Source organism: Mycobacterium sp., assembly GCF_035499775.1.
Taxonomy (GTDB): domain Bacteria; phylum Actinomycetota; class Actinomycetes; order Mycobacteriales; family Mycobacteriaceae; genus Mycobacterium.
The window spans coordinates 1-22,787 of record NZ_DATJYB010000244.1; the positions used below are offsets into that span (position 1 = coordinate 1).

The window sequence follows — 22,787 nt, forward strand, 5'->3', positions numbered from 1 at the left end:
GCACCGGTTGGTCGGCGCCCTTCAACTGCACCCACTCGGGTTGAGCGAGGATCGCCCCACCTTCGACGAGACCAGCGGTGGATTCGGACAGCATCACCCCGCCCGGTGGGGCCACCGATTCCATCCGCTGGGCCAATCCGACCGGCTCGCCGGTCGCGGCGTATCCCAGTGACCCCGAACCGATTTCGCCGGCGATCACCTGACCCGAGTTCAGGCCCACCCGCAGCCGCAGATCGACACCGTCGCGGTCCTGCACCTCGGCCGCCAGTCGACACGCCTCCTCTTGAATCGCCAATGCCGCAAGACAGGCCCGAAAGGCGTGATCCTCCAACGCAACCGGGGCGCCGAAGATCGCCATCACCCCATCGCCGTTGTAGTCCACGGTCCCGCCGTAGCGTTGCACCACCGCCGCCGACCGCTCCACCAACTCGGTCATGATCTCACGCAACCGCTCCACATCCAGTACGGCCGCGATACCCATCGAATGCACCACGTCGGCGAACAGCACGGTCACCTGCTTGTACTCCGCCGCCGATCGGGTGGTCTGCGTGAGGCGCGTACCGCACTCGCCGCAGAACTTGGCCGTCGGGCTTGACCGCGCGCCGCAGGAGCCACAGATCAGCTGCGTCACGCTGAGCCCACCGCCACCTGCCCCGCTCGGGTGGTCCACGTCAGTGGTGCGCCCCGCTGGTCGGCGGATGGCTGAGTGCGTACGACATGGCCTAGATCATCCCATTGGCGGCGATTTGAGACCGTCAGATTTACCAGCTTGGACGCAGTCAGCCGGAGCAGCGGTGGGAACCTAGACTGTCTGGCGTGACGAGCGCGTGGCACCTAGGTGCACCGAGATGACAGACACCGTCGAACACGCCGCGACCACGCCGGACCAGCCTCAACCGTTTCACGAACTGGGCCTCAAAGACGACGAGTACCAGCGGATTCGTGAGATCCTGGGCCGCCGGCCCACCGACACCGAGCTGGCCATGTACTCGGTGATGTGGAGCGAACACTGCTCCTACAAGTCCTCGAAGGTGCACCTGCGCTACTTCGGTGAGACGACAACCGACGAGATGCGCGCCGGCATGCTGGCCGGCATCGGTGAGAACGCCGGTGTCGTCGACATCGGCGACGGCTGGGCCGTGACGTTCAAGGTGGAGTCGCACAACCACCCGTCCTACGTCGAGCCCTACCAGGGAGCGGCCACCGGCGTCGGCGGCATCGTGCGAGACATCATGGCCATGGGCGCGCGGCCGGTCGCGGTGATGGACCAGCTCCGGTTCGGCGCCGCCGACGCGCCCGACACCCGCCGCGTGCTCGACGGTGTGGTCCGCGGTATCGGCGGCTACGGTAACTCGCTGGGCCTGCCCAACATCGGCGGCGAGACCGTCTTCGACGCCTGCTACGCGGGCAACCCCTTGGTCAACGCGATGTGTGTCGGCGTATTGCGCCAGGAGGACCTGCATTTGGCGTTCGCCTCGGGTACGGGCAACAAGATCATCCTGTTCGGCGCGCGCACCGGCCTGGACGGCATCGGCGGGGTGTCGGTGCTGGCGTCGGACACCTTCAATGCTGATGGCGCCGGAGACGCTGCGCGCAAGAAGCTGCCGTCGGTGCAAGTCGGCGACCCGTTCATGGAGAAGGTGCTCATCGAGTGCTGCCTGGAGCTCTACGCGGGCGGACTGGTGATCGGGATCCAGGATCTGGGTGGGGCCGGATTATCGTGCGCCACATCAGAATTGGCGTCGGCCGGGGACGGTGGCATGGCGATCCAGCTCGACACCGTTCCGTTGCGGGCCAAGCAGATGACACCCGCCGAGGTGCTCTGCAGCGAATCGCAGGAACGGATGTGCGCGGTGGTCGCGCCGGAGAACGTCGACGCCTTCCTGGCGGTGTGCAGCAAATGGGAGGTGCTGGCCACCGTGATCGGCGAGGTCACCGACGGCGACCGGCTGCGGATCACCTGGCGCGGCGAGACCGTTGTCGACGTGCCGCCGCGCACGGTAGCACACGAAGGTCCGGTGTACCAGCGTCCGGTCGCACGCCCCGATTCGCAGGACGCGCTGAACGCGGATTCGTCGAAAAAGCTGCCCCGCCCCACCGGCGGTGACGAGCTGCGCGCGACTTTGCTTGCGCTGCTGGGCAGCCCGCACCTGTGCAGCCGCGCGTTCATCACCGAGCAGTACGACCGCTACGTGCGCGGCAACACCGTGCTCGCCGAACACGCCGACGGCGGAGTGCTGCGCGTCGACGAGTCCACCGGGCGTGGAATCGCGCTGTCGACCGACGCCTCGGGACGCTACACCCTGCTCGATCCCTACACCGGCGCGCAGCTCGCACTGGCCGAGGCGTACCGCAACGTCGCCGTCACCGGCGCCACCCCGGTCGCGGTGACCAACTGCCTCAACTTCGGCTCCCCCGAGGATCCCGGCGTGATGTGGCAGTTCGGTCAGGCGGTGCGTGGCCTCGCCGATGGCTGTGCGGCCCTGGGGATTCCGGTGACCGGTGGCAACGTCAGCTTCTACAACCAGACCGGGTCGGTGGCCATCCAGCCCACTCCGGTGGTCGGTGTGCTCGGCGTCATCGATGATGTCAGGCGGCGCATCCCCACGGCCTTCGGCAGCGAGCCCGGGGAAACCCTGATGCTGCTTGGCGACACGCGCGACGAGTTCGACGGCTCCGTCTGGGCGCAGGTGACCGCCGGGCATCTGGGCGGCCTGCCGCCCGCGGTCGACCTGTCGCGCGAGAAGCTGCTGGCCGACGTGCTGAGCTCGGCGTCGCGGGACGGGCTGGTGTCCGCGGCGCACGACCTGTCCGAAGGCGGGCTGGCCCAGGCCGTCGTGGAAGGGGCGCTGGCCGGTGAGACCGGTTGCCGCATTGTGCTTCCCGAGGATGCCGATCCTTTTGTGTTGCTGTTCTCCGAATCGGCGGGTCGCGTGCTGGTCGCCGTGCCGCGCACCGAGGAGAGCCGGTTCCGGTCGATGTGTGAGGCGCGCGGACTGCCCGTCGTCCGCATCGGCGTCGTCGACCAGGCGTCGGATGCGCTCGAGATTCAGGGCCTGTTCACGGTCTCGCTGGCCGAACTGCGTCAGACGTCGGAGGCGGTGCTGCCCCGATTCTTCGGATGAGTCGGCTTCGTGCGGTGTCTTCGGCCTTATCAATGGCCGCCGCGCTGGTGGGCTGGAGCTTCGTGGGTCCACGTCTTCCGCCCGGCTGGCGGGCCGGACTACAGGCCGGCGCGGGTGGGCTGCTGGTGCTGGTGACCCGCGCGCCGGTCGGCCTGTCTCCGCCGCGGCTGTGGGCGGGTATCAGGCTGGGATCGGCGGCCGGCGCGATGACCGCCGCCGCGGTCGCGGCGACGACGTCGATTCCGGTCGTGCGGCTGTCGATGGGTGTGCGTGAACTGCCGGCGTCAGCGTCGGGCTGGGTGGGGTGGCAGATTCCCTTCGGCACTGTCTGGGCCGAGGAGGCGGCGTTCCGCGCGGCGCTGGCCGCCGTGGGTGCCGAAGCCTTCGGCCGGTCGACCGGAAGGTTGTTGCAGGCCAGCGCATTTGGCTTGTCCCACATCGCCGACGCGCGCGCGACGGGCGAGCCTCCGCTGGCCACCGTGCTCGTCACCGGTATCGCGGGCTGGGTGTTCGGGTGGCTGGCTGAGCGCTCCGGCGGCCTGGCCGCACCGATGCTGGTGCATCTGGCGATCAACGAGACGGGAGCGGTGGCAGCGCTGGCCGTGCAGCGACGGGTGCGGTTTCGTGGAACAGCTCACAAGTGAGCGGATCCCGCCGAGTCCGCGACTATACTTGTTTCGTTTATGTAAACCGATCGAGAGAGGGTTGGCACCCCAGGTGCACAGACTTAGGGCCGCGGAGCATCCGCGGCCGGATTACGTTCTCTTGCACATCAGCGATACGCATCTCATCGGCAGCGACGGTTCGCTCTACGGCGACGTGGATGCCGACGGGCGGCTGGGCGAGCTGCTCGAGCAGCTGACGCACTCCGGGGTACGCCCCGACGCCATCGTTTTCACCGGCGATTTGGCCGACACCGGCGAGCCTGAGGCATATCGCAAGCTGCGCAGCCTGGTTGAGCCGTTCGCCGCCGAGTTGGGTGCAGAACTCGTCTGGGTGATGGGCAACCACGACAACCGGGCCGAATTGCGCAGATTCCTACTGGACGAAGCGCCGTCGATGGCGCCGCTGGACCGCGTGCGGATGATCGACGGACTGCGCATAGTCACCTTGGATACCTCCGTCCCGGGGCATCACTACGGCGAAATCACCACGGCCCAATTGGATTGGCTCGCCGAAGAATTGGCAACACCGGCGCCGGACGGCACCATTCTGGCGTTGCATCACCCGCCGATCCCGAGCGTGCTGGACCTGGCCGTCACGGTGGAACTGCGCGACCAGGCGTCGCTGGGCCGGGTCCTCAAAGGCACCGACGTCCGTGCCATTCTGGCCGGACACCTGCATTACTCGACGAACGCCACCTTCGTCGGGATTCCGGTGTCGGTCGCCTCGGCCACCTGCTACACCCAGGACCTGACGGTCGCCGAAGGCGGAACACGCGGCCGGGACGGTGCCCAGGCCTGCAATCTGGTGCACGTGTATCAGGACACCGTCGTGCACTCCGTCATATCGCTCGGTGCCGGAAAAACGGTGGGCACCTTCGTCTCTCCCTCGGAGGCGCGACGCAAGATCGCCGACAGCGGATTGTTCATCGAGCCGTCTCAGCGGGATTCGCTATTTGCGCATCCTCCGATGGTGCTAACACCAGCGGCCCCGCAAGGTCCTGCCGAGTGACGTCGGCCGCAACCTTCTCCCAGGGCGCCGGAATCGGAAAGTAGCGCTCCAGGAAGCTGACGACCCGTTCGGCCCGCTCGGCCGCGGAGACTTCGGGAAAGCTGCTGTCGTTGAGGCAGAAGAAGTCGTACCCGCGTTGCTTGCGCAACTCGGGAAGCAGGCCGAGTCCCGCGCGCGTCGTGGTGTTCACGTAGAGGACTTTGGCCTTTTCCTGTTGGACGGCGCGTCCGGTCATCAGTGCGTAGTAGTGGTAGAACGAGTTGGTCACTGAGATGTCGGTGCCGGATCGGAACGCACTCGCCTGGGTGCGGGCGAATTCCTCCGGGAATTCCCGTTCCATCTCGATCAGCACACTCTTGCGCAACGGGACCGCGGTGTGTTCGAGATGCCGGGTGATGACCTGCCCGAACCGCTCGAAAAGCAGTTGTCGGTTCACTCGGGCCGCATTCTCGAATCCGCTGCGCGTGGGATCGTTTGCGCCCAGCCCGATCCGGGTCTTGGCTTCGATGAACCTGGTGACCCCGCCCGGCGAGAAGAACATGCTGGCCTTGAGCGGCCGCCCGAAGAACATGTCGTCGTTGGAGTACAGGAAATGCTCGCTCAGGCCGGGGATGTTGTGCAGCTGGCTCTCCACCGCGTGCGAGTTGTAGGTAGGCAACGCAGACGGGTCCGAAAAATGATCCTCGGCGGGGACGATGGTGATCATCGGGTGGTCGGCCAGCCACGACGGTGGCGCCGAGTCGGTCGCAATGAAGATGCGACGGATCCAGGGCGCGAACATGTTCACCGACCGCAGCGCGAATTTCAATTCGTCGATCTGGCGGATCCGTGCTTCGGCGTCGTCGCCCTCACCCACCACGACCTGTGACATTTGCGCCGCGCGCCGCGCCCGAAACTCGGGATCACTCCCGTCAACCCACGAGAACACCAGATCGATGTCGAACGTCACGTCACTGGCGTGCGGAGTGAACATCCCCTGAATGGTCGGCCACTTGTAACCGTAGAGCTTCACGGTTGTCGGCGTTATCTCATTCCGTGGCAGCACTTTACGAGTCAGAGAGTTCTCCAACGGACAGTAGACCAGATTCTCCTCGAACGCGCAGAATTGGAGTTCGACGCCAAACCGCGGCCCGTAGCGGAAGCCACCCGGCGCGATGCGGCGTCGGTAGAGCCGCACGATACGGGGGTCGAGCAACCTGGACAGGTGGCCGTTGGCCACCAACACCGGAGAAATCCCGCGCTCATCAATGGTTTTGGAGTACATGGGCTCGGCGGCGCACGCTACCGCCAGCGCCTGCTCCACCGCGGGCCGCAGTCCGATATCGATGGCAAGAATCGGCCGGCCTTTGTGGCTGCGGATGAGCAGGAAGGGAATATTAGCCCGGTTCAACACCTTTCGCAGAAAGACCAAATCTTCGATCTGTGCCTCATGCGGGGTCAGACTGGATTCCAGACGGGCCAGTTTTCCCTGCCGGGTAACGATGATGGGGTCGAGGGTGCGCCGGACGGGCCGACCGCCCGCGCGCGTATTGATCTTGGCCATCGGAACACCGCCTTTCGTGCACGTCCAGCGTCGGCGCAGGGAGTAACGCCCAGGCCAACGATGGATATACACATGGTGCCGGTAAGTCGACACCTGTTGCAAACCAGACGATTTGGAGATGCTTCCGGAAATTTGGCGGCAACCTCGCGGTTACACCGGCGTCATATCGCGTTCAGCTACGGGTTGATGGTGTAGTCGCCCACTTGGCGGCCCCACACGTAGTCGAGGACCAGCGGGGAACCGACTTCCAAATGGTTGTACGGCGCGATGCTGTAGCCGGTGTCCATCACCAGCATCGGAGCCGGCCACAGCTCCCGGGTGATCGTCTGCCAGCAGCCCGGCCGCCCACCGGGTCCGCCCTTGGCGTTGATCCGCGGCAGGTTTTCCGGCCAGAGGTAGGGGGCGGGCGCCCCGGCGATCGCGCCGGCCGAATGGCCTCCCAGCGAGAAGCCGTCGGTGCCGAGATCGATGGCTATCTTTGGTGCCACGTCATGGTAGTTGCGGATCATGCAGAAGATCTCGGGACTGTACTCGTCGAGCAGTTGGCTGGTGGGCACCAGATCGGTGGATCCCCGCACCAGATATGGCCCGCCGCGGCCGAAGACATCCGCGGCGGTGCTTCCGAATCCCGCGGCCGCCAGCAACGCCGCATCCAGATCGGCTTGCTGCCGATGCAGGGTGCGCGCCGTGGTCACCGCATGGTCGAGTGCGTCAAACAGGTCCGGCGCGGCGTCGGCGTAGATGTCGGCCAGGGCCGCCAGTCGCTGAATGTCGCGGTGCGCCTGGGGCATTTGCCGGTTGATGTCGTCGAGGATGGTGTTGCCGTTGATCAGCGAGGCGCCGAACTTGTCGCCCAACCCGTGCAGCGCCTCCGCCGCCGCGCTCAGAGTGAGGTTCACCTTGACCGGATCGACCTGCTCGGTGATCGCGACCAGCGTCTCGAACAATGTGTTGAACTCGGTCGTGACCGACGTCGCCTCGATCACAGTTGACGGCGTGATGTGTTCGGCTGCAGGGATTTTCGGCGAGGTCAGCGCGACGTACTTGTTGCCGAACACGGTGGTGGCCTTGATGTCGGCGGCCACGTTGGCCGGAATGCGCGGGATGTACTTCGGGCCGACATCCAGCACCACCCGGGCGGCCGGCCGACCGTCTCGGGTGATCTCGGTAATGCTCGACACCCGGCCGATCTCGACGCCGTTGTAGGTGACCTTGGACCCGGGATCCATCACCAGGCCCGCCCGCGGAGCTACCATCGTCAACTTCGTCTTCGGCGTGAAGGTCCCGCGAAACTGCCAATACACGCCGAGCAGGGCGAGTGCGATGACCATCAGCGCCACCAGGCCGACAGTCGCATAAGGCGGCCGCGTACGCGGATCCATGACTTTGAGACATTAAGCTATGGCCGCCCGCGATAACGCCGATCCGGCAAAGACCCGTCAGGCCGTGCTGGCTGTCGCGGACTGGCTGCGCGACGACACCCGCCCGGCGCCCGATCGGGGCGCGCTGGCGACCGCTGTTCGGCTCACCGCGCGCACCCTTGCGGCACTCGCGCCCGGGGCCAGCGTCGAGGTCCGGATCCCCCCGTTCGTCGCGGTGCAGTGCATCTCCGGGCCCCGGCACACCCGGGGAACGCCTCCCAATGTCGTGGAGACCGACCCACGGACGTGGCTGCTGATAGCCACGGGACTGTTGGGGTTGACGGAGGCGAAGGCCGGCGGCGCGCTGCGTATGTCGGGCCTGCGGGCCGACGAAATCGAGGCCTGGCTGCCCCTGTTCGATGCCAGCTTAATATAACCCTGAACTGCAGGTTTAGGGTCGCGACACGAATTTTTTCGGCGCCCAACACGCGCGGCTGATTCGGCGCCGGGCGGGTCGTGCCCGTAGACTCCGTTACGTCACCAACCGTTCCCCAGGGAGCCGCCGAATCGTGACCGTCCAGCAGCCCGAGCAAGACTTCAATTCGCCCCGTGAAGAGTGTGGTGTATTCGGGGTCTGGGCCCCGGGTGAAGAAGTCGCCAAACTCACCTACTACGGCCTGTACGCGCTGCAGCATCGCGGTCAGGAGGCCGCGGGGATCGCCGTCGCCGACGGATCCCAGGTGCTGGTCTTCAAAGACCTCGGCCTGGTCAGCCAGGTGTTCGATGAGCAGACGCTGGCCGCCATGGAGGGCCACGTCGCCATCGGGCACTGCCGCTACTCCACCACCGGCGACACGACGTGGGAAAACGCCCAGCCGGTCTTCCGCAACACCGCGGCCGGTACCGGCGTCGCGCTGGGACACAACGGCAACCTGGTCAACACCGCCGAGCTCGCCGCGCGCGCCCGCGATGCGGGCCTGATCTCCCGGCGCTGCCCGGCCCCGGCGACGACGGACTCCGACATCCTGGGCGCGCTGCTGGCCCACGGTGCCGCCGACTCCACGCTGGAGCAGGCGGCGGTGGAGCTGCTGCCGACCGTGCGCGGCGCGTTCTGTCTGACGTTCATGGACGAGAACACGCTGTACGCGTGCCGCGACCCGCACGGGGTGCGGCCGCTGTCGCTGGGACGGCTGGACCGCGGCTGGGTGGTGGCCTCCGAAACGGCCGCACTCGACATCGTCGGCGCCTCGTTCGTCCGTGACATCGAGCCGGGCGAACTGCTCGCCATCGACGCCGACGGCGTGCGCTCGACGCGCTTCGCCAACCCCACCCCCAAGGGCTGCATCTTCGAGTACGTCTACCTGGCGCGGCCCGACAGCACGCTGGCCGGCCGGTCCGTGCACGGCGCCCGGCTGGACATCGGCCGTCGGCTGGCCCGCGAATGCTCCGTCGACGCCGACCTGGTGATCGGCGTGCCGGAATCGGGCACGCCCGCCGCGGTGGGATACGCGCAGGAGTCCGGCATCCCCTACGGGCAGGGCCTGATGAAGAACGCTTACGTCGGGCGCACCTTCATTCAGCCGTCCCAGACCATCCGTCAGCTCGGTATCCGCCTGAAGCTCAACCCGCTTCGCGAGGTGATCCGCGGCAAGCGGCTCATCGTCGTCGACGACTCGATCGTGCGGGGCAACACCCAGCGCGCGCTGGTGCGGATGCTGCGCGAGGCCGGCGCGGTGGAAGTCCACGTGCGCATCGCCTCACCGCCGGTGAAGTGGCCCTGCTTCTACGGCATCGACTTTCCGTCGCCGGCCGAGCTGATCGCCAACGCCGTGCAAGACGAGGAGGAGATGCTCGAAGCCGTGCGCCACGCGATCAACGCCGACACGTTGGGCTACATCTCGCTGCGCGGGCTGATCGCCGCCACCGAGCAACCCGCTTCGCGGCTGTGCTGCGCCTGCTTCGACGGCACCTATCCGATCGAGCTGCCGAAGGAAACCGCGCTCGGCAAGAACGTCATCGAGCACATGCTCGCCAACGCCGCGCGCGGAGCCGGGCTGGACAACCTGGCGCCCGATGACGTCCCCGTCAGCCTTTGACGAAATCGTTCACCGCACTGAAAGTGGTTTGATACCGACGCTGCCTAGCGCCCGGTAGCCTTTATCGCGATGACGGATCCCGCAACAAGTTCCGGAAGAGGCGGAGCCGGCCAGGAAGGCAGCCCGGGCGTCACCTACGCGTCGGCGGGGGTGGATATCGAGGCCGGTGACCGTGCCGTCGAGCTGTTCAAGCCGCTGGCGGTAAAGGCCACCAGACCCGAGGTGCGCGGCGGGTTGGGCGGATTCGCGGGTTTGTTCGCGCTGCGCGGCGACTACCGCGAGCCGGTGCTGGCGGCCTCCACTGACGGTGTCGGCACCAAGCTGGCGATCGCGCAGGCGATGGACAAGCACGACACCGTCGGCCTCGACCTGGTGGCGATGGTGGTCGACGATCTGGTGGTGTGCGGCGCCGAGCCGCTGTTTCTGCAGGACTACATCGCGGTCGGCCGGACCGTGCCCGAACGGCTGAGCGCGATCGTCAGCGGTATTGCCGAAGGGTGTGTGCGGGCGGGCTGTGCGTTGCTGGGCGGGGAGACCGCCGAGCACCCCGGCCTGATGGAACCCGACCACTACGACATCTCGGCGACCGGTGTCGGCGTGGTGGAAGCCGACGATATCTTGGGCCCCGACCGCGTCAAACCCGGTGACGTGATCATCGCGCTGGGCTCTTCCGGGTTGCATTCCAACGGATACTCACTGGCCCGCTCGGTCCTGCTCGAGATCGACCGGATGAACCTGGCCGGGTATGTGGAGGAGTTCGGCCGGACCTTGGGCGAAGAGTTGCTGGAGCCCACCCGCATCTACGCCAAAGACTGCCTGGCGCTGGCCGCCGAAACCCATGTCCGCACCTTCTGTCACGTCACCGGCGGCGGGCTGGCCGGCAACCTGCAACGCGTCGTCCCGCACGGATTGGTCGCCGAGATCGACCGCGGCACATGGACGCCCGCACCGGTGTTCGCGATGATCGCCCAGCGTGGCCGGGTCGCGCGTGAGGAGATGGAAAAGACGTTCAACATGGGCGTCGGCATGATCGCCGTCGTCGCGCCCGAGGATACCGACCGCGCATTGGCCATCTTGACCGCGCGGCACCTGGACTGCTGGGTGCTGGGAACCGTCGGCAAAGGTGGCAAGGAAGCCCCGCGGGTCAAGATGGTCGGGCAACACCCGAGGTTCTGAGCGCCGGTCAGCCCTCTCCGACGTGTCCGCGGATGCGCCGCAGACCCGCTCGAGACGTTGCGCGGCGGGCGCGGGCGTCGTTGGCGAAGCGCCGATCGAGCACCCGGTGATCAAGCCAGCTCAGCATGTTCGGCATCCGCAGCTGATCCAGGCAGCCGTCGGTGAGACCGGCGAGGCGGCCCGACGAGTCGTGCGAGGCCAACACCACTTGCCCGCGCAACAGGGGCACGCTGGACGCCGTGAACCGGGTGGCCAGCAACAATAGTTCGGTGGCGCGCCGGTTCGGGACCTGAGATTCCTTCAGCGACGGGGAGAACCAGAAATCGATGCGCCCGTCGGCGCTGGTCAGGTTGTCGACGTGGGAGTCCCGGACGACCTCGGCGATGTCGGCGACGGAATGGATCCTGATGACATCCACCAGGCCGTGCGGTATCAGGTGGATCACCGGATAGACCAGCGGCATACCCGACTGTAGCGCCGGACAGCGCGATAGTGGTGGGACCCTGGCTACCCTGGCTCTTCGCACGTCGAGTCGAGGCGACAACTAAGCGGAAGTGGCCGGAACGCGCACAGTGCCGATGCGGCGCGCATCGGCACTGGACAGATCGGAGGCGGCGCTAGCGGCGCCAGTCGCGTTCGTCGTCCCAGGAGTCGTCTGGACCGTCACCGTCCACGTCGTTGGACTCGTCGGCACCCGTTCCTGACAACTCGCGCTGGAGCCGCTGGAAGTCGGTCTGCGGGGAGCTGTATTTAAGTTCTCGAGCAACCTTGGTCTGCTTTGCCTTAGCCCGGCCGCGGCCCATGGGGGAACCCCCTCGCGCAATAACGGAGCGGCCTAACGAGTAGGCGGCTCCGATCTCTTGGTGTCATATTGTCCTGCCGACAGTTTACCGTGCCTCGCGGTTGGGCGCCGGTGGCCCCGGTCCGCCGCGTGGCGGACCTTGCGATCAATCATCGCCTACCACCCCGCAAACGCTCAACAGCCAATCGGCCCGCACCGACCTCGTCGACGGGCGGCAGCGAATCGGCGTCGATCATCGCGGCCACTGATGCGTTTTCCGGGCCTATCGCCAGTTGAGCGTCGGCCGGCAGGCCGCGCTTGACGAGTGCCAGCGCCACCGGGCCCAGATCGACGTGATCGACCACGGTGCCGAGGCGTCCGACGGGGCGACCGCCGGCCAGCACCGGTTCGCCCGTGGAGGGCCGGTCCACGGAGCCGTCGAGGTGCAGCAATACCAGCATCCGCGGCGGCTTGCCCAGGTTGTGCACCCGCGCGACGGTCTCCTGCCCGCGATAGCAGCCCTTGTCCAGGTGCACGGCGCCACCGATCCAGCCCACTTCATGGGGAATGGTGCGCTCGTCGGTGTCGACACCGAGCCGGGCACGCACCGCGGCCACCCGGTGCGCCTCGTAGGCCCAGACCCCGGCCGGTCGCACCCCGGCGAGGCGCTGTTTCCAGTTGGTGGACTGGTCGCGCGGTACCAGCAGGTCGAGTTCGATTTGGTCGGCGGCGGTGCCGGGCATACGGCGGACGAAGCCGTCTTTCACTGGGACCGCAGTCGGTTCGGCGGGCAACGCATCCAGGCCCAGCGCGTCCAGCACCGCCTGGTCGGCCAGCCGCGGACCCAGCAGCGACAGCACCGCCATGTCTGCGGTGTCCGGGGTGACGTCGGACCAGAACACCATCTTGCGCAGGTAGGTCAGCAACGGTTCGCCGCGCCACGGCTCGGTGTCGAGATAGGTGACGCCACCCAGCTCGGTCTGGATCCAGTGGTCCTCGACCCGGCCCTGACCATCCAGGCTGAGGTTCTGCGTGCTGGCGCCGTCGGGGAGTTCGCTGACGTGTTGCGTCGAGATGCTGTGCAGCCAGGTCTGCCGGTCGCCACCGGTCAGCGCGAGTACCGCGCGGTGCGAGCGGTCCACCAGCACCGCATCGGTTTCGGCCGCTCGCTGCTCGCCCAGCGGATCGCCGTAGTGCCAGATCGCACCCGCGTCGGGGCCCTGATCCGGGGCCGGGACTGGACTCATGTGTCAAGACTACGGACCGGCGCGCGGCTGGGGCGTTGACTCTGCGCTGACGGTGCGCCCACTTTCGCGTCATGGACGCATAGTCGGTGCGGCGACGCCGAGTCGACGCGTGAACGTGTGCGTCCCGGGAGTCGCACGCGCGCGGTTAGGCTACTTCTCCATGGCCGGGCATACGGGGGTTGTCGTAACGCTGGACGGCGAGGTACATGAGCCTGGGGCGCCGCTGCTGCACGCCGACGACCTCGCAGCCGTACGCGGCGACGGCATCTTCGAGACGCTGCTGGTCCGCGACGGCCGGGCTTGTCTGGTCGAACCGCATCTGCAGCGCCTGACCCAGTCGGCCAAGCTGACGGATCTGCCCGGGCCGGACCTGCCGCAGTGGCGGCGCGCCATCGAGACAGCGACGCAGCGGTGGGTGTCGGGCAGCGGCGACGAGGGCGCGCTGCGGTTGATCTACAGCCGCGGCCGGGAGACCGGCTCGCCGCCGACCGCCTACGTGATGGTCAACCCGGTGCCGGACCGGGTGGCCGCGGTCCGGCGCGACGGCTTGTCGGCGATCACGCTGGACCGGGGACTGCCAGGGGACGGCGCCGAGGCAATGCCGTGGTTGCTGGCCGGCGCCAAAACCCTGTCCTACGCGGTGAACATGGCCGCGTTGCGGCACGCCGCCCGGCAGGGCGCCGGTGACGTCATCTTCGTCAGCTCGGACGGCTACATCCTGGAAGGCCCGCGCTCGACGGTGGTGATCGCAGCCGGCTCAGGCGATGCCCCGTGCCTGTTGACGCCGCCGCCGTGGTATCCGATCCTGCGTGGCACCACCCAGCAGGCGCTCTTCGAGGTGGCCCGCGGCAAGGGTTACGACTGCGACTTCCGCGCGTTGCGAGTCACTGATTTATTTGGTGCCCAAGGTGTTTGGTTGATATCGAGCATGACGCTGGCCGCTCGTGTGCACACGCTGGACGGCCGGCCACTGGGCCGTTCTCCGATGACCGCGGAATTCGCCGAGCTGGTCGACGCCGCGATCATGAGCGACCGCTAGCTCAGCCACTGTTTCAGCGCCATCGCCGCGCGCAAGTCTTTGCTCGAATGGCTCAGGAAGATGCGCGACATCTGACCAACCTATGGCGAGCCGGCGACTGGGCGAAGCGAAAACGCGGTCGCCCGGAAAAAGTCGCTAGCGGCCGGATCAGGCTCGGTGGTAGCTTCGGCCGTACACAAGAAGGGAGGTGGTCCGCGAAATTGATAGCTTCATGGACATGTGAGGTGGCTGCGCGCTAGCAGCGTTGGCTCGGAACAGCTGGCGACCAACGCGCGCTGGCGAATTCCCCGCAGTCACCCGGCCCCCGAGCTTCCGGTCTTGTCCACCAGGAGCTTTGCTCGGGGGCCGCTCCATGTCTGGACGCGGCTGGGCCGAAGAATCTACTCGCCGCCGTCGCCGACCTGGGCATCCGCCGCCGGGCGGAATTCGGCGTATCGCTCGGCCCCTTTCACCAAACTGGCCGTCGCCATCAGCGGGGTAAAGAAGGCCGGGTGGTTGGCGTCGTGGCATCGCCAATAACCGCTCAGGCCCAGGATCGCGCTCATCGTGATCAGGACGGCAATCATGGTCAACGAAACGCCCACCACCCGATGGTTGGTGTCGGCTCGGAAGGTGAGCACGCAGGCGGCGATCAGCACGGCCACGACGATCCCGAGAGTCAGCATCGACCCGGGCCGGCCGAACCAGCCCAGCCAGGGCGGCAGGGCGTCCAGGATGGATGGCTGCACCGACAGAACAGCCAGATACCCGACCAGTAGCAGGCCGACCGCGGACACGACCCAACGCGCTGCTGATGGGGTTGTCCTAGTGCGGCGCATTAAAAGTCATCCGACGAACCGCGACAGCCGCGCCGACAGATGCGGCACCAGCCCACCGTCGGCGTCGACGCGCTCCTCGACGTAAGCCAGGTCGCCGCCCTCGACGATGCCGTAGAGCCGCTTGGCGCCGCCCACCAGCACGCCCGACCGGCTGCGGGCCAGCGCATCGGTGACCAACTCCCACGACGACTGATTACGCGGGCGCCCGTAGAACAATTCGACGTAGCCGGCCGAATGCGCCAACAGCAGTTCGATTGCCTGCGATTCGCTGGGGTCGTCGGGATCGCTCACGAACCGCCAGAAACCCGTCTCGCGCAGGCCCGGTGCTTGATAGTCGCCCGCCGCATCGAGCCGCCAGGACCGGGCTTCCCAATTCAGGTAGTCGCCGCCGTCGTGCGACACCACGATCTGTTGGCCGAACCGGTAGTCGCCGTCGGGTCCGCGACCCTCGCCCTCGCCGCGCCACACTCCGACTAGCGGCAGCAGTGCGAGCAGCGCGTCGTTCAGGTTGGCGCCCTTGCGCAGGTTCGCCGTGTCGGCGGGTATAGGCAGATCGTCGAAGGCGGGGATATTGCGGGCGGCAGTGGATTTGGCGCGTTCGGCTGCGGCCGCGACGGCGTCGCTCGAGCCCGCGGGACCAGCCGATTCGTCGGGGCCCTCGTCGGGGGTCACGACTCGTCAGTGATGAGCCGGTACAGCGTGTACAGCGCGAACCAAGTGATGACGAGGGTCGCCGCCACGAGCATGATCTCGAAGAAGAGCACCACGGGACGAGTCTATGCGTACGCGGGGTCTTACGGGGACACCCGCCGTCAGGCGATCTTGACGTCCACCTCGTGGATGCCCGCGCCGGACGGCGCCACATAGGCGTCGCCGTTGCCGGCGGCCGACAGCGCGCGCAGCGTCCAGGATCCCGGCGCGGCGAAGAACCGGAAGTCGCCGGTGGCCGACGCGACGACCTCGGCCGTGAACTCGTCCGACGAGTCCAGCAGGCGGACGAACGCACCGCCCACGGCCTGGCCCTCACCGTCCACGACGCGGCCGGTGATCACCGTCTCCTTCTCCAGGTCAACGCTGGCGGGCAACGTCAGTCCTTGCTTCGGTCCAGAGCACATATCAGCTTCCCAACTCGATCGGGGCACCCACCAGGGAGCCGTATTCCGTCCAACTGCCGTCGTAGTTCTTGACGTTCTGATGTCCGAGCAACTCCTGCAAAACGAACCAGGTGTGCGAGGACCGTTCCCCGATTCGGCAGTAGGCAATCGTTTCCTTGGTGCCGTCCAGACCGGCTGCGGCGTAGAGCTTGGCCAACTCCTCGTCGGACTTGAAGGTGCCGTCCTCGTTGGCGGCCTTGCTCCACGGCACGTTGATCGCGCCGGGGATGTGGCCGGGCCGCTGGCTCTGTTCCTGCGGCAGGTGCGCGGGCGCCAGGATCTTGCCGGAGAACTCGTCGGGAGACCGCACGTCGACCAGGTTCTTGACGTTGATCGCCGCGATGACCTCGTCCCGGAACGCCCGGATCGAGTTGTCCGCCGGGGCCGCGCTGTAGGACGTCGCGGGCCGGCTGACGGGTTCCGTGGTCAGCGGACGACCGTCCAGCTGCCATTTCTTGCGGCCGCCGTCCAGCAGCTTGACCTTCTCGTGCCCGTAGAGCTTGAAGTACCAGTAGGCGTAGGCCGCGAACCAGTTGTTGTTGCCGCCGTAGAGGATCACGGTGTCGTCGTTGGCGACGCCGCGGTCGGACAGCAGCTTGGAGAACTGCTGTGCGTCGACGAAGTCGCGCTTGACCGGGTCCTGCAAGTCAGTACGCCAGTCCAGCCTGATCGCGCCGGCGATGTGGCCATCGTCGTAGGCGCTGGTGTCTTCGTCCACTTCGACGAAGACGAGATTGGCGGCCTCAGCATTCCTGAGATTGCTCTCAGCCCAGTCGGCAGAGACCAGGACGTCGGAGCGTGCCATGGTGGGTTCCTTTCGATTTCTTTCTGATCAGCCTGGTTAGGCGGGGTTGGGGCTGCGTCGCAGGCGCGCGACAAGCGGATAGAGCTGACAGCCCAGGCAGATGCCGAAGGCCGCGTTCAGGAAGGCGGCCACCAGTGCCGCCGTGGTGGCCACGACACCTGCCACCAGAGACCCGGCGGCGAATCCGGCAACGCCGCATGCCGCGAAGACGAAGCCGAACAGCTGCGCGAACTTCAGCGGCGGCGCGGGTTCACGCTCTCTGACCGGTCCCAGGCGGGGCGCCACGACGGTGGCGAACAGCCGGCCATAGGGGTGACGGCGCGGGCCGGCGACCGCGCCGACGGCAAAGACGACGGCCTGTAGGCCCAGAAGGACAGCGGCAGCGCGCGGACTGAATGCCGACACGACCAGGACTATCTCGAGAACCGCGGTCGTCACCCAGGCCGCGAACCGCGGCCCGCGAACATCCACGCCGCCTACCGCGACGCTCGTGTTGCTGCTCGACAAAGTGCTACTCCTAGGTGCTCCTATGGCACGGACGTGGACAGGAAAAATCAGGGGGAGACGGGCCACGGTAGGACTCCGAGGCTGCTCCGAGCGCGGCGCTGGACGGCGCGGCTACTCAGCAGCTACAGCAACAACAACATCCCGCGACGCGGCACAGATCGACTGCGCGACGCTTGGTGAGCATGGGCTCGATGCGGGATGGCACGCCGGACAGCTTACCCAATGACATAGTGATCAAGCCAACAGCGGTGCCAGGGCCGACCCGCAGGTCGGCGGCCTATGGGACCCGCAGGCCCGGTATCGCTTCGCTCTGCATCCTCGCCGGCGCGGGTCATGATTGCTTGAACTCTTCGAGCGTGATCGTTACTCCCCGGGTGACGCCTTCGATGATGACGTCTGACCCGCGCACTCCCTCGGCGGTCGGCGCCACCCCGAACGGCAGCCGCTGGTTGGGCAGCCTGCCGCTGAACGCGTGGAGCACCGCGTCTCGCTTGTCGTCCGGAACCCGTTCGTCGGCGGTGTCGGGTCCCATCAGAACGCCGGTAGGGGTGAATACCAGCGTCGCCTGGTCATCGGGCGCGATGGACAGGTCCATCGAGACGCTGACCCGGCGGTCGAAGTTGGCGGATTTCGGCGTGCCGCTGAACACCAGCCCGTGGTTGCCGGATATCCCTGATTCGGTGGTCCCGCCGGTGGCGTTGTTGGTCTCCTGGGGTGGCGCCTCGACCATCAGGTCGCTGATCCCCAGATACCGGCCCAGATACGTCGAGCTGATGATGATGCGGCTCTCCAGCTTGCCGACCGGCAGCTTCGCATCCGGCCTGATCAGCCACGATGCGTCGGTCAGGTCTACGGAGTACATGGTGGCTTCCAGGGTGGCCTTGCCGACCATCGCGTGATCGACGGCGTTGGCCTTGATCTCCAGCTCGTTGTAGTGGCGGCGCATCGCCTGCGGGATGAAGGGGAACGCCACGATGGCGACGAAGGGGTCCGATCCCAGATTGGCCGCCTTGCGGACGGTGGTCGACAGCCGGTATTCGGCGTAGATGCTTGTGCCGTAGTCGACGGCGATGGCGCCGCCGACGAGGACGGCCACCGCCACCGCCACCGCGACGAGACCGACCACCATCCTGCGCATCCGAATATTGTGGCCCACCGGGGCTGCTGGGCACAGCAAGCTCCGATTCGCCACCCGTTGCGCCACACCCGTATCGGCGTCGCCAGCGGGCCGCTACGGGGTCGCCATCGGGCTCACTACCACATCGCCATCGGGCCACTACCTCGGCGTCATCGGGCCAAAGACCAGGTGGCAAGTTATCGTTAGGTGACCTGGCCACCGCAGAAACCTGGGGCCACATGGCGTTATGAACATGCGAGATGCCTTTCCCACCAGCGCTGGAGGAGCTTGTTGGAGCTACTACTGCTGACTTCCGAGCTGCATCCTGACCCGGTATTGCCGGCGTTGTCGCTGCTCCCTCACACCGTGCGGACGGCACCGGCGGAGCCGTCGTCGTTGCTGGAGGCGGGCACCGCGGACGCCGTCATAGTCGACGCGCGCCAGGACCTGTCGGCAGGTCGCGGCCTGTGCAGGCTGTTGAGCACTGCGGGCCGATCGGTCGCGGTGTTGGCTGTGGTGAGCGAAGGCGGGCTGGTAGCGGTCAGCGCTGACTGGGGTCTCGACGAGATCCTCCTGCCCACCACCGGGCCCGCCGAGGTCGACGCCCGGCTGCGGCTGGTGATCGGCCGGCGCGGCGGGCTCGCCGACCAAGAAAGCGCCGGCAAGGTGACTCTTGGCGAGCTCGTCATCGACGAGGGCACCTACACCGCGCGACTGCGGGGTCGCCCGCTCGATCTCACCTACAAGGAGTTCGAGCTGCTCAAATACCTGGCTCAGCACGCCGGGCGGGTGTTCACCCGCGCCCAACTCCTGCACGAGGTGTGGGGGTACGACTTCTTCGGCGGTACCCGCACCGTCGATGTGCACGTGCGTCGACTGCGGGCCAAGCTGGGTCCGGAGCACGAAGCCTTGATCGGCACGGTGCGCAACGTCGGTTACAAGGCGGTCCGGCCGGCCCGTGGGCGGGCACCGATCGCGGAGTCCGACGAAGACGAGGACATCGAGCCCGGGCGAGACGGTGTCGAAGACCCGCTCGTCGACCCGTTGCGCACTCAGTGACCGACTCCACCTGGCGCTCAGCACTGTCCGCCGAAGAGCAGCGGCGCGTGCGTGAAATCGTCATGGCAGCAACCGAATTCGATGGTGTTGCACCCGTCGGCGAACAGGTGCTGCGCGAACTCGGCCAGGAGCGTACCGCGCATCTGCTGGTCACCGGCGCTGACGACACGATCAACGGCTATCTCAACCTCAACTCGCCGCGTGACGGCGAGGTCGCGATGGCCGAGATGGTGGTGCACCCGCAGGCCCGCCGCCGTGGTATCGGCTCCGCCATGGCACGCGCGACGTTGGCAAAGACCGCCCGGCACAACCACTTCTGGGCGCACGGCACGCTGGAGCCGGCCCGGGCGACGGCCGCAGCGCTGGGGCTGGTGACGGTCCGCGAACTGGTCCAGATGCGGCGCTCGCTTCGCGCTACACCCGACCCGGTGATCCCCGACGGAGTGTGGGTCCGCACCTACGCGGGCAGCGCCGATGACGCCGAGCTGCTGCGGGTCAACAACGCCGCGTTCGCCTACCACCCGGAACAGGGGGGGTGGGCGGCCGCGCAGCTCGACGAGCGCCGCAACGAACCGTGGTTCGACCCGCAGGGCCTGTTCCTGGCGTTCGGCGCCGCCGCGGGCGACGACCCAGACCGGCTACTCGGCTTCCACTGGACCAAGATCCACCGCGATCCTGCGGGCCTGGGCGAGGTCTACATCGTGGGTGTCGACCCGGCGGCGCAGGGCCGCGGTTTGGGAAAGGTTTTGACGTCGATCGGGGTGGCCTGGCTGGCACAGCGACTGGCCGGTTCGCCCGAGCCCACCGTGATGCTCTACGCGGAATCGGACAACGTTGCGGCGGTGCGGACTTACCAGCGGCTGGGCTTCACCACCTACAGCGTCGACACCGCGTATGCGCCGCCCGCCACCGACCGCACGTCCGCCGGATAGACCCCGTTTCCGGCCATGCAGACGCATACTTTCGGGGCGACCTGGCAACCTTCCTCTGGGAGCGGCCACAGCCACGGCAATGCGCTCGGGAAAACGCTGAAGAAAGCGAGATCGGTGAGCCTCGACAGGGTGGGGAAGGCGGTGGTCCTCGGCGTCACCACATGCGTCATCGCCGGCGCCGCGTTGACGGCCTGCGGCAATGACGACAACGGCCGCGGCGCCTCCTCGTCAGCCAACCCGGGAGGACGCGCGGCGGTGGTCTCGTGTGCCGGCAAAAATGCACTCACGGCCGAGGGGTCGAGCGCCCAACAGCTCGCGATCGCCGTGTTCAACCAGGCCTGGGGCCAGGCGTGTCAGGGCAAGAAGGTGAACTACAACGCGACCGGATCGGGTTCCGGCCGCGAGCAGTTCATCGCCGGCCATGTCGACTTCGCCGGCGCGGACTCGCCGCTGGTCTCGGAGCAGATCGGCCCGGCCGCCAAACGGTGCAATTCACACCCGGCGTGGGACCTGCCGCTGGTGTTCGGGCCCGTCGCGCTGATCTACAACCTGCCGGGCGTTCCGGCGCTGATCGTCAGCGGTGACGCGCTGGCCAAGATTTTCAGCGGCATGATCACGACGTGGAATGATCCGACGCTGGTCGCGCTCAATCGCGGCGTTGCGCTGCCCGACACCCGGATCACGCCGATCTATCGCACCGATCCCTCGGGAACCACCGACAACTTGCAGAAGTATCTGACGGTGGCCGCACCACAGAGCTGGACCCAGGGCGTGGGCACCCGGTTTCAGGGCGGCGCCGGACAGGGCGCCTCAAGTGCGAGCGGCGTGATTGAGGCGGTGCGGACCACGCCGGGAACCATCGGATATGTCGAAAAGGGGTATGCCGATCAGGCCGGCCTGCCGTACACCCAGATCGACACCGGTCATGGCGCGGTCCCGCTCACCAGCGATACGGCGCGCAACGGCGTCAACGCCGCCAAGTTCGTGGCGACGGGTAACGACCTGGTCCTCGACCTGGACTCCATCTACGGGACGCACGAGGCGAACGCCTACCCGTTTGTGCTGGCCACCTACGAGATCGTGTGCTCGGCGGGATACGACGCCGACACCGCTGCAGCGATCAAATCGTTCCTGACCGTGGCCGCCGGCGACGGTCAGGCCGGCCTTTCGGCAGGCGGCTACGTTCCGCTGCCCGATAAGGTCAAGGAGCGCTTGGTCGCGGCGATCAACGCAATGCAATAGCCGTTCAATCAGCACAAGACACTGCGCGACGCCCGCAAAGGGGGCGACAGAGGCGTAGGCAGGAGCGTTTAGTGGCCAAGCGGCTGGACCTGGAAAAGGTCAACATCTACTACGGGTCGTTTCAGGCGGTCGCGGATGTGTCGCTCTCGATTCTGCCGCGCAGCGTGACGGCGTTCATCGGCGCGTCGGGCTGCGGCAAGACGACTGTGCTGCGCACGCTCAACCGGATGCACGAGGTCATCCCGGGTGCGCGCGTCGAGGGCTCGGTGCTGCTCGACGACGAAGACATCTATGCCCCCGGCATCGACCCCGTCGGCGTGCGCAGAGCGATCGGGATGGTGTTCCAGCGGCCGAACCCGTTCCCCGCCATGTCGATTCGCGACAACGTGGTGGCCGGCCTGAAGCTGCAGGGGGTGCGCAACCGCAAGCTGCTGGACGAGACCGCCGAATACTCACTGCGCGGCGCGAACCTCTGGGATGAGGTCAAGGACCGGTTGCACAAGCCCGGTGGCGGATTGTCCGGTGGACAGCAGCAGCGCCTGTGCATCGCACGGGCGATCGCGGTGCAGCCCGACGTGCTGCTGATGGACGAGCCGTGTTCGGCGCTGGACCCCATCTCGACGATGGCCATCGAAGACCTGATCGGCGAGCTGAAGCAGGACTACACGATCGTCATCGTCACCCACAACATGCAGCAGGCCGCGCGGGTAAGCGATCACACGGCGTTCTTCAACCTGGAAGCGGTGGGAAAGCCCGGTCGGTTGGTGGAGATCGACGACACCGAGAAGATCTTCTCCAACCCGAGCCAGAAGGCCACCGAGGACTACATCTCGGGCCGCTTCGGCTAGAAGTACGGCGAGCGCTAGCGCGAGGTGGGACCGGTGTTGTCGTCGGGGAATCTGCCGGTCGCCTGGAAGATCACCCGCCGCGCGACTTCGACGGCGTGGTCGGCGAATCGTTCGTAGAACCGGCCCAGCAGCGTCACGTCGACTGCGGCCGCCACACCGTGCCGCCATTCGCGGTCCATCAGCACGCTGAACAAGTGGCGGTGCAGATCGTCCATCGCGTCGTCTTCTTCGCGGATCCGGGCGGCTTTTTCCGGGTCGCGCGA

25 protein-coding genes are annotated in these 22,787 nt (G+C 67.1%); 11 read left to right on the top strand and 14 right to left on the bottom strand.

The window, feature by feature from the left end; translation table 11 throughout:
• On the bottom strand, window positions 1–631 hold a 631-nt coding region (locus VML93_RS16165; protein ID WP_325612130.1), incomplete at its 3' end, for an adenylate/guanylate cyclase domain-containing protein.
• A gap of 217 nt (window positions 632–848) precedes the next feature.
• Here VML93_RS16165 and purL point away from each other — a divergent pair.
• The 3 genes from purL (at window position 849) to VML93_RS16180 (ending at window position 4,799) form a co-directional block, all read left to right on the top strand.
• Complete coding sequence (gene purL / locus VML93_RS16170) at window positions 849–3,125, top strand: phosphoribosylformylglycinamidine synthase subunit PurL (RefSeq protein WP_325612132.1); 2,277 nt, start codon at window positions 849–851, stop codon at window positions 3,123–3,125.
• A complete protein-coding gene (locus VML93_RS16175; protein WP_325612134.1) occupies window positions 3,122–3,769 on the top strand; it encodes a CPBP family intramembrane glutamic endopeptidase in 648 nt (215 codons plus the stop codon). Before purL ends, VML93_RS16175 begins: the two co-directional genes overlap by 4 nt.
• A gap of 73 nt (window positions 3,770–3,842) precedes the next feature.
• Window positions 3,843–4,799: a phosphodiesterase gene (locus VML93_RS16180; RefSeq protein ID WP_325612136.1), complete on the top strand. Its 957-nt coding sequence runs from the start codon at window positions 3,843–3,845 to the stop codon at window positions 4,797–4,799.
• Here the strand turns inward: VML93_RS16180 and VML93_RS16185 are convergent.
• Window positions 4,714–6,342, bottom strand: a complete 1,629-nt coding sequence (locus tag VML93_RS16185; protein ID WP_325612137.1) for a stealth family protein — start codon at window positions 6,340–6,342, stop codon at window positions 4,714–4,716. The genes VML93_RS16180 and VML93_RS16185 overlap by 86 nt on opposite strands.
• A gap of 176 nt (window positions 6,343–6,518) precedes the next feature.
• Complete coding sequence (locus VML93_RS16190) at window positions 6,519–7,724, bottom strand: MCE family protein (RefSeq protein ID WP_325612139.1); 1,206 nt, start codon at window positions 7,722–7,724, stop codon at window positions 6,519–6,521.
• A gap of 19 nt (window positions 7,725–7,743) precedes the next feature.
• Here VML93_RS16190 and VML93_RS16195 point away from each other — a divergent pair, with 19 nt between their 5' ends.
• The 3 genes from VML93_RS16195 (at window position 7,744) to purM (ending at window position 10,975) form a co-directional block, all read left to right on the top strand.
• On the top strand, window positions 7,744–8,139 hold the full coding sequence (locus VML93_RS16195; protein ID WP_325612140.1) for a sterol carrier family protein: 396 nt from the start codon (window positions 7,744–7,746) through the stop codon (window positions 8,137–8,139).
• A gap of 133 nt (window positions 8,140–8,272) precedes the next feature.
• Window positions 8,273–9,799, top strand: coding sequence for an amidophosphoribosyltransferase (purF, locus tag VML93_RS16200; RefSeq protein ID WP_325612142.1), 1,527 nt, complete (start codon window positions 8,273–8,275; stop codon window positions 9,797–9,799).
• A 69-nt stretch (window positions 9,800–9,868) separates the two neighbouring features.
• Complete coding sequence (purM, locus tag VML93_RS16205) at window positions 9,869–10,975, top strand: phosphoribosylformylglycinamidine cyclo-ligase (protein WP_325612143.1); 1,107 nt, start codon at window positions 9,869–9,871, stop codon at window positions 10,973–10,975.
• 7 nt (window positions 10,976–10,982) lie between these two features.
• Here purM and VML93_RS16210 read toward each other — a convergent pair whose 3' ends face one another.
• The 3 genes from VML93_RS16210 to VML93_RS16220 form a co-directional block, all read right to left on the bottom strand.
• On the bottom strand, window positions 10,983–11,438 hold the full coding sequence (locus VML93_RS16210; protein ID WP_325612144.1) for a hypothetical protein: 456 nt from the start codon (window positions 11,436–11,438) through the stop codon (window positions 10,983–10,985).
• A 154-nt stretch (window positions 11,439–11,592) separates the two neighbouring features.
• Entirely contained in the window at window positions 11,593–11,778 is a 186-nt protein-coding gene (locus VML93_RS16215; protein WP_325612146.1) for a DUF3073 domain-containing protein, read from the bottom strand.
• A gap of 148 nt (window positions 11,779–11,926) precedes the next feature.
• Window positions 11,927–13,003: a folate-binding protein YgfZ gene (locus VML93_RS16220; RefSeq protein WP_325612148.1), complete on the bottom strand. Its 1,077-nt coding sequence runs from the start codon at window positions 13,001–13,003 to the stop codon at window positions 11,927–11,929.
• A 160-nt stretch (window positions 13,004–13,163) separates the two neighbouring features.
• Here VML93_RS16220 and VML93_RS16225 point away from each other — a divergent pair, with 160 nt between their 5' ends.
• Window positions 13,164–14,042 carry an aminodeoxychorismate lyase gene (locus VML93_RS16225; protein ID WP_325612150.1) on the top strand — a complete coding sequence of 293 codons (879 nt, stop codon included), beginning with the start codon at window positions 13,164–13,166 and terminating at the stop codon, window positions 14,040–14,042.
• 380 nt (window positions 14,043–14,422) lie between these two features.
• Here the strand turns inward: VML93_RS16225 and VML93_RS16230 are convergent, their stop codons facing one another.
• The 7 genes from VML93_RS16230 to lmeA form a co-directional block, all read right to left on the bottom strand.
• On the bottom strand, window positions 14,423–14,818 hold the full coding sequence (locus VML93_RS16230; RefSeq protein ID WP_325612152.1) for a hypothetical protein: 396 nt from the start codon (window positions 14,816–14,818) through the stop codon (window positions 14,423–14,425).
• Between the two features lie 48 nt (window positions 14,819–14,866).
• Window positions 14,867–15,532 carry an FABP family protein gene (locus VML93_RS16235; RefSeq protein ID WP_325612154.1) on the bottom strand — a complete coding sequence of 222 codons (666 nt, stop codon included), beginning with the start codon at window positions 15,530–15,532 and terminating at the stop codon, window positions 14,867–14,869.
• Window positions 15,533–15,672: 140 nt separating this feature from the next.
• The gene (locus VML93_RS16240) at window positions 15,673–15,975 is read right to left on the bottom strand and encodes a DUF1416 domain-containing protein (RefSeq protein ID WP_325612156.1); all 303 of its coding nucleotides are present in this window, start codon (window positions 15,973–15,975) and stop codon (window positions 15,673–15,675) included.
• A gap of 1 nt (window position 15,976) precedes the next feature.
• Entirely contained in the window at window positions 15,977–16,819 is an 843-nt protein-coding gene (locus VML93_RS16245) for a sulfurtransferase (RefSeq protein WP_325612158.1), read from the bottom strand.
• A gap of 36 nt (window positions 16,820–16,855) precedes the next feature.
• Window positions 16,856–17,326 (bottom strand): DUF4395 domain-containing protein, encoded by a 471-nt coding sequence (locus tag VML93_RS16250; RefSeq protein ID WP_325612159.1) that lies wholly within the window; start codon window positions 17,324–17,326, stop codon window positions 16,856–16,858.
• A gap of 115 nt (window positions 17,327–17,441) precedes the next feature.
• Complete coding sequence (locus tag VML93_RS38605) at window positions 17,442–17,555, bottom strand: Ms5788A family Cys-rich leader peptide (protein ID WP_414686374.1); 114 nt, start codon at window positions 17,553–17,555, stop codon at window positions 17,442–17,444.
• A 102-nt stretch (window positions 17,556–17,657) separates the two neighbouring features.
• Complete coding sequence (gene lmeA / locus VML93_RS16255) at window positions 17,658–18,464, bottom strand: mannan chain length control protein LmeA (RefSeq protein WP_414686375.1); 807 nt, start codon at window positions 18,462–18,464, stop codon at window positions 17,658–17,660.
• Window positions 18,465–18,731: 267 nt separating this feature from the next.
• Between lmeA and VML93_RS16260 the strand changes: the two genes are divergently transcribed.
• The 4 genes from VML93_RS16260 to pstB all read left to right on the top strand — a co-directional run bounded on the left by VML93_RS16260 (window position 18,732) and on the right by pstB (window position 22,524).
• Window positions 18,732–19,502 (top strand): response regulator transcription factor, encoded by a 771-nt coding sequence (locus VML93_RS16260; RefSeq protein ID WP_325612161.1) that lies wholly within the window; start codon window positions 18,732–18,734, stop codon window positions 19,500–19,502.
• Window positions 19,499–20,434, top strand: coding sequence for a mycothiol synthase (mshD, locus tag VML93_RS16265; protein ID WP_325612163.1), 936 nt, complete (start codon window positions 19,499–19,501; stop codon window positions 20,432–20,434). The genes VML93_RS16260 and mshD overlap by 4 nt, the downstream gene beginning before the upstream one ends.
• A gap of 114 nt (window positions 20,435–20,548) precedes the next feature.
• Window positions 20,549–21,676 carry a phosphate ABC transporter substrate-binding protein PstS gene (pstS, locus tag VML93_RS16270; protein ID WP_414686376.1) on the top strand — a complete coding sequence of 376 codons (1,128 nt, stop codon included), beginning with the start codon at window positions 20,549–20,551 and terminating at the stop codon, window positions 21,674–21,676.
• A 71-nt stretch (window positions 21,677–21,747) separates the two neighbouring features.
• Window positions 21,748–22,524: a phosphate ABC transporter ATP-binding protein PstB gene (gene pstB / locus VML93_RS16275; RefSeq protein WP_325612164.1), complete on the top strand. Its 777-nt coding sequence runs from the start codon at window positions 21,748–21,750 to the stop codon at window positions 22,522–22,524.
• Between the two features lie 14 nt (window positions 22,525–22,538).
• On the opposite strand, the gene VML93_RS16280 is transcribed toward pstB, so the two are convergent.
• A partial coding sequence (locus tag VML93_RS16280) for a phosphate signaling complex PhoU family protein (protein ID WP_325612166.1) occupies window positions 22,539–22,787 on the bottom strand: 249 nt, incomplete at its 5' end.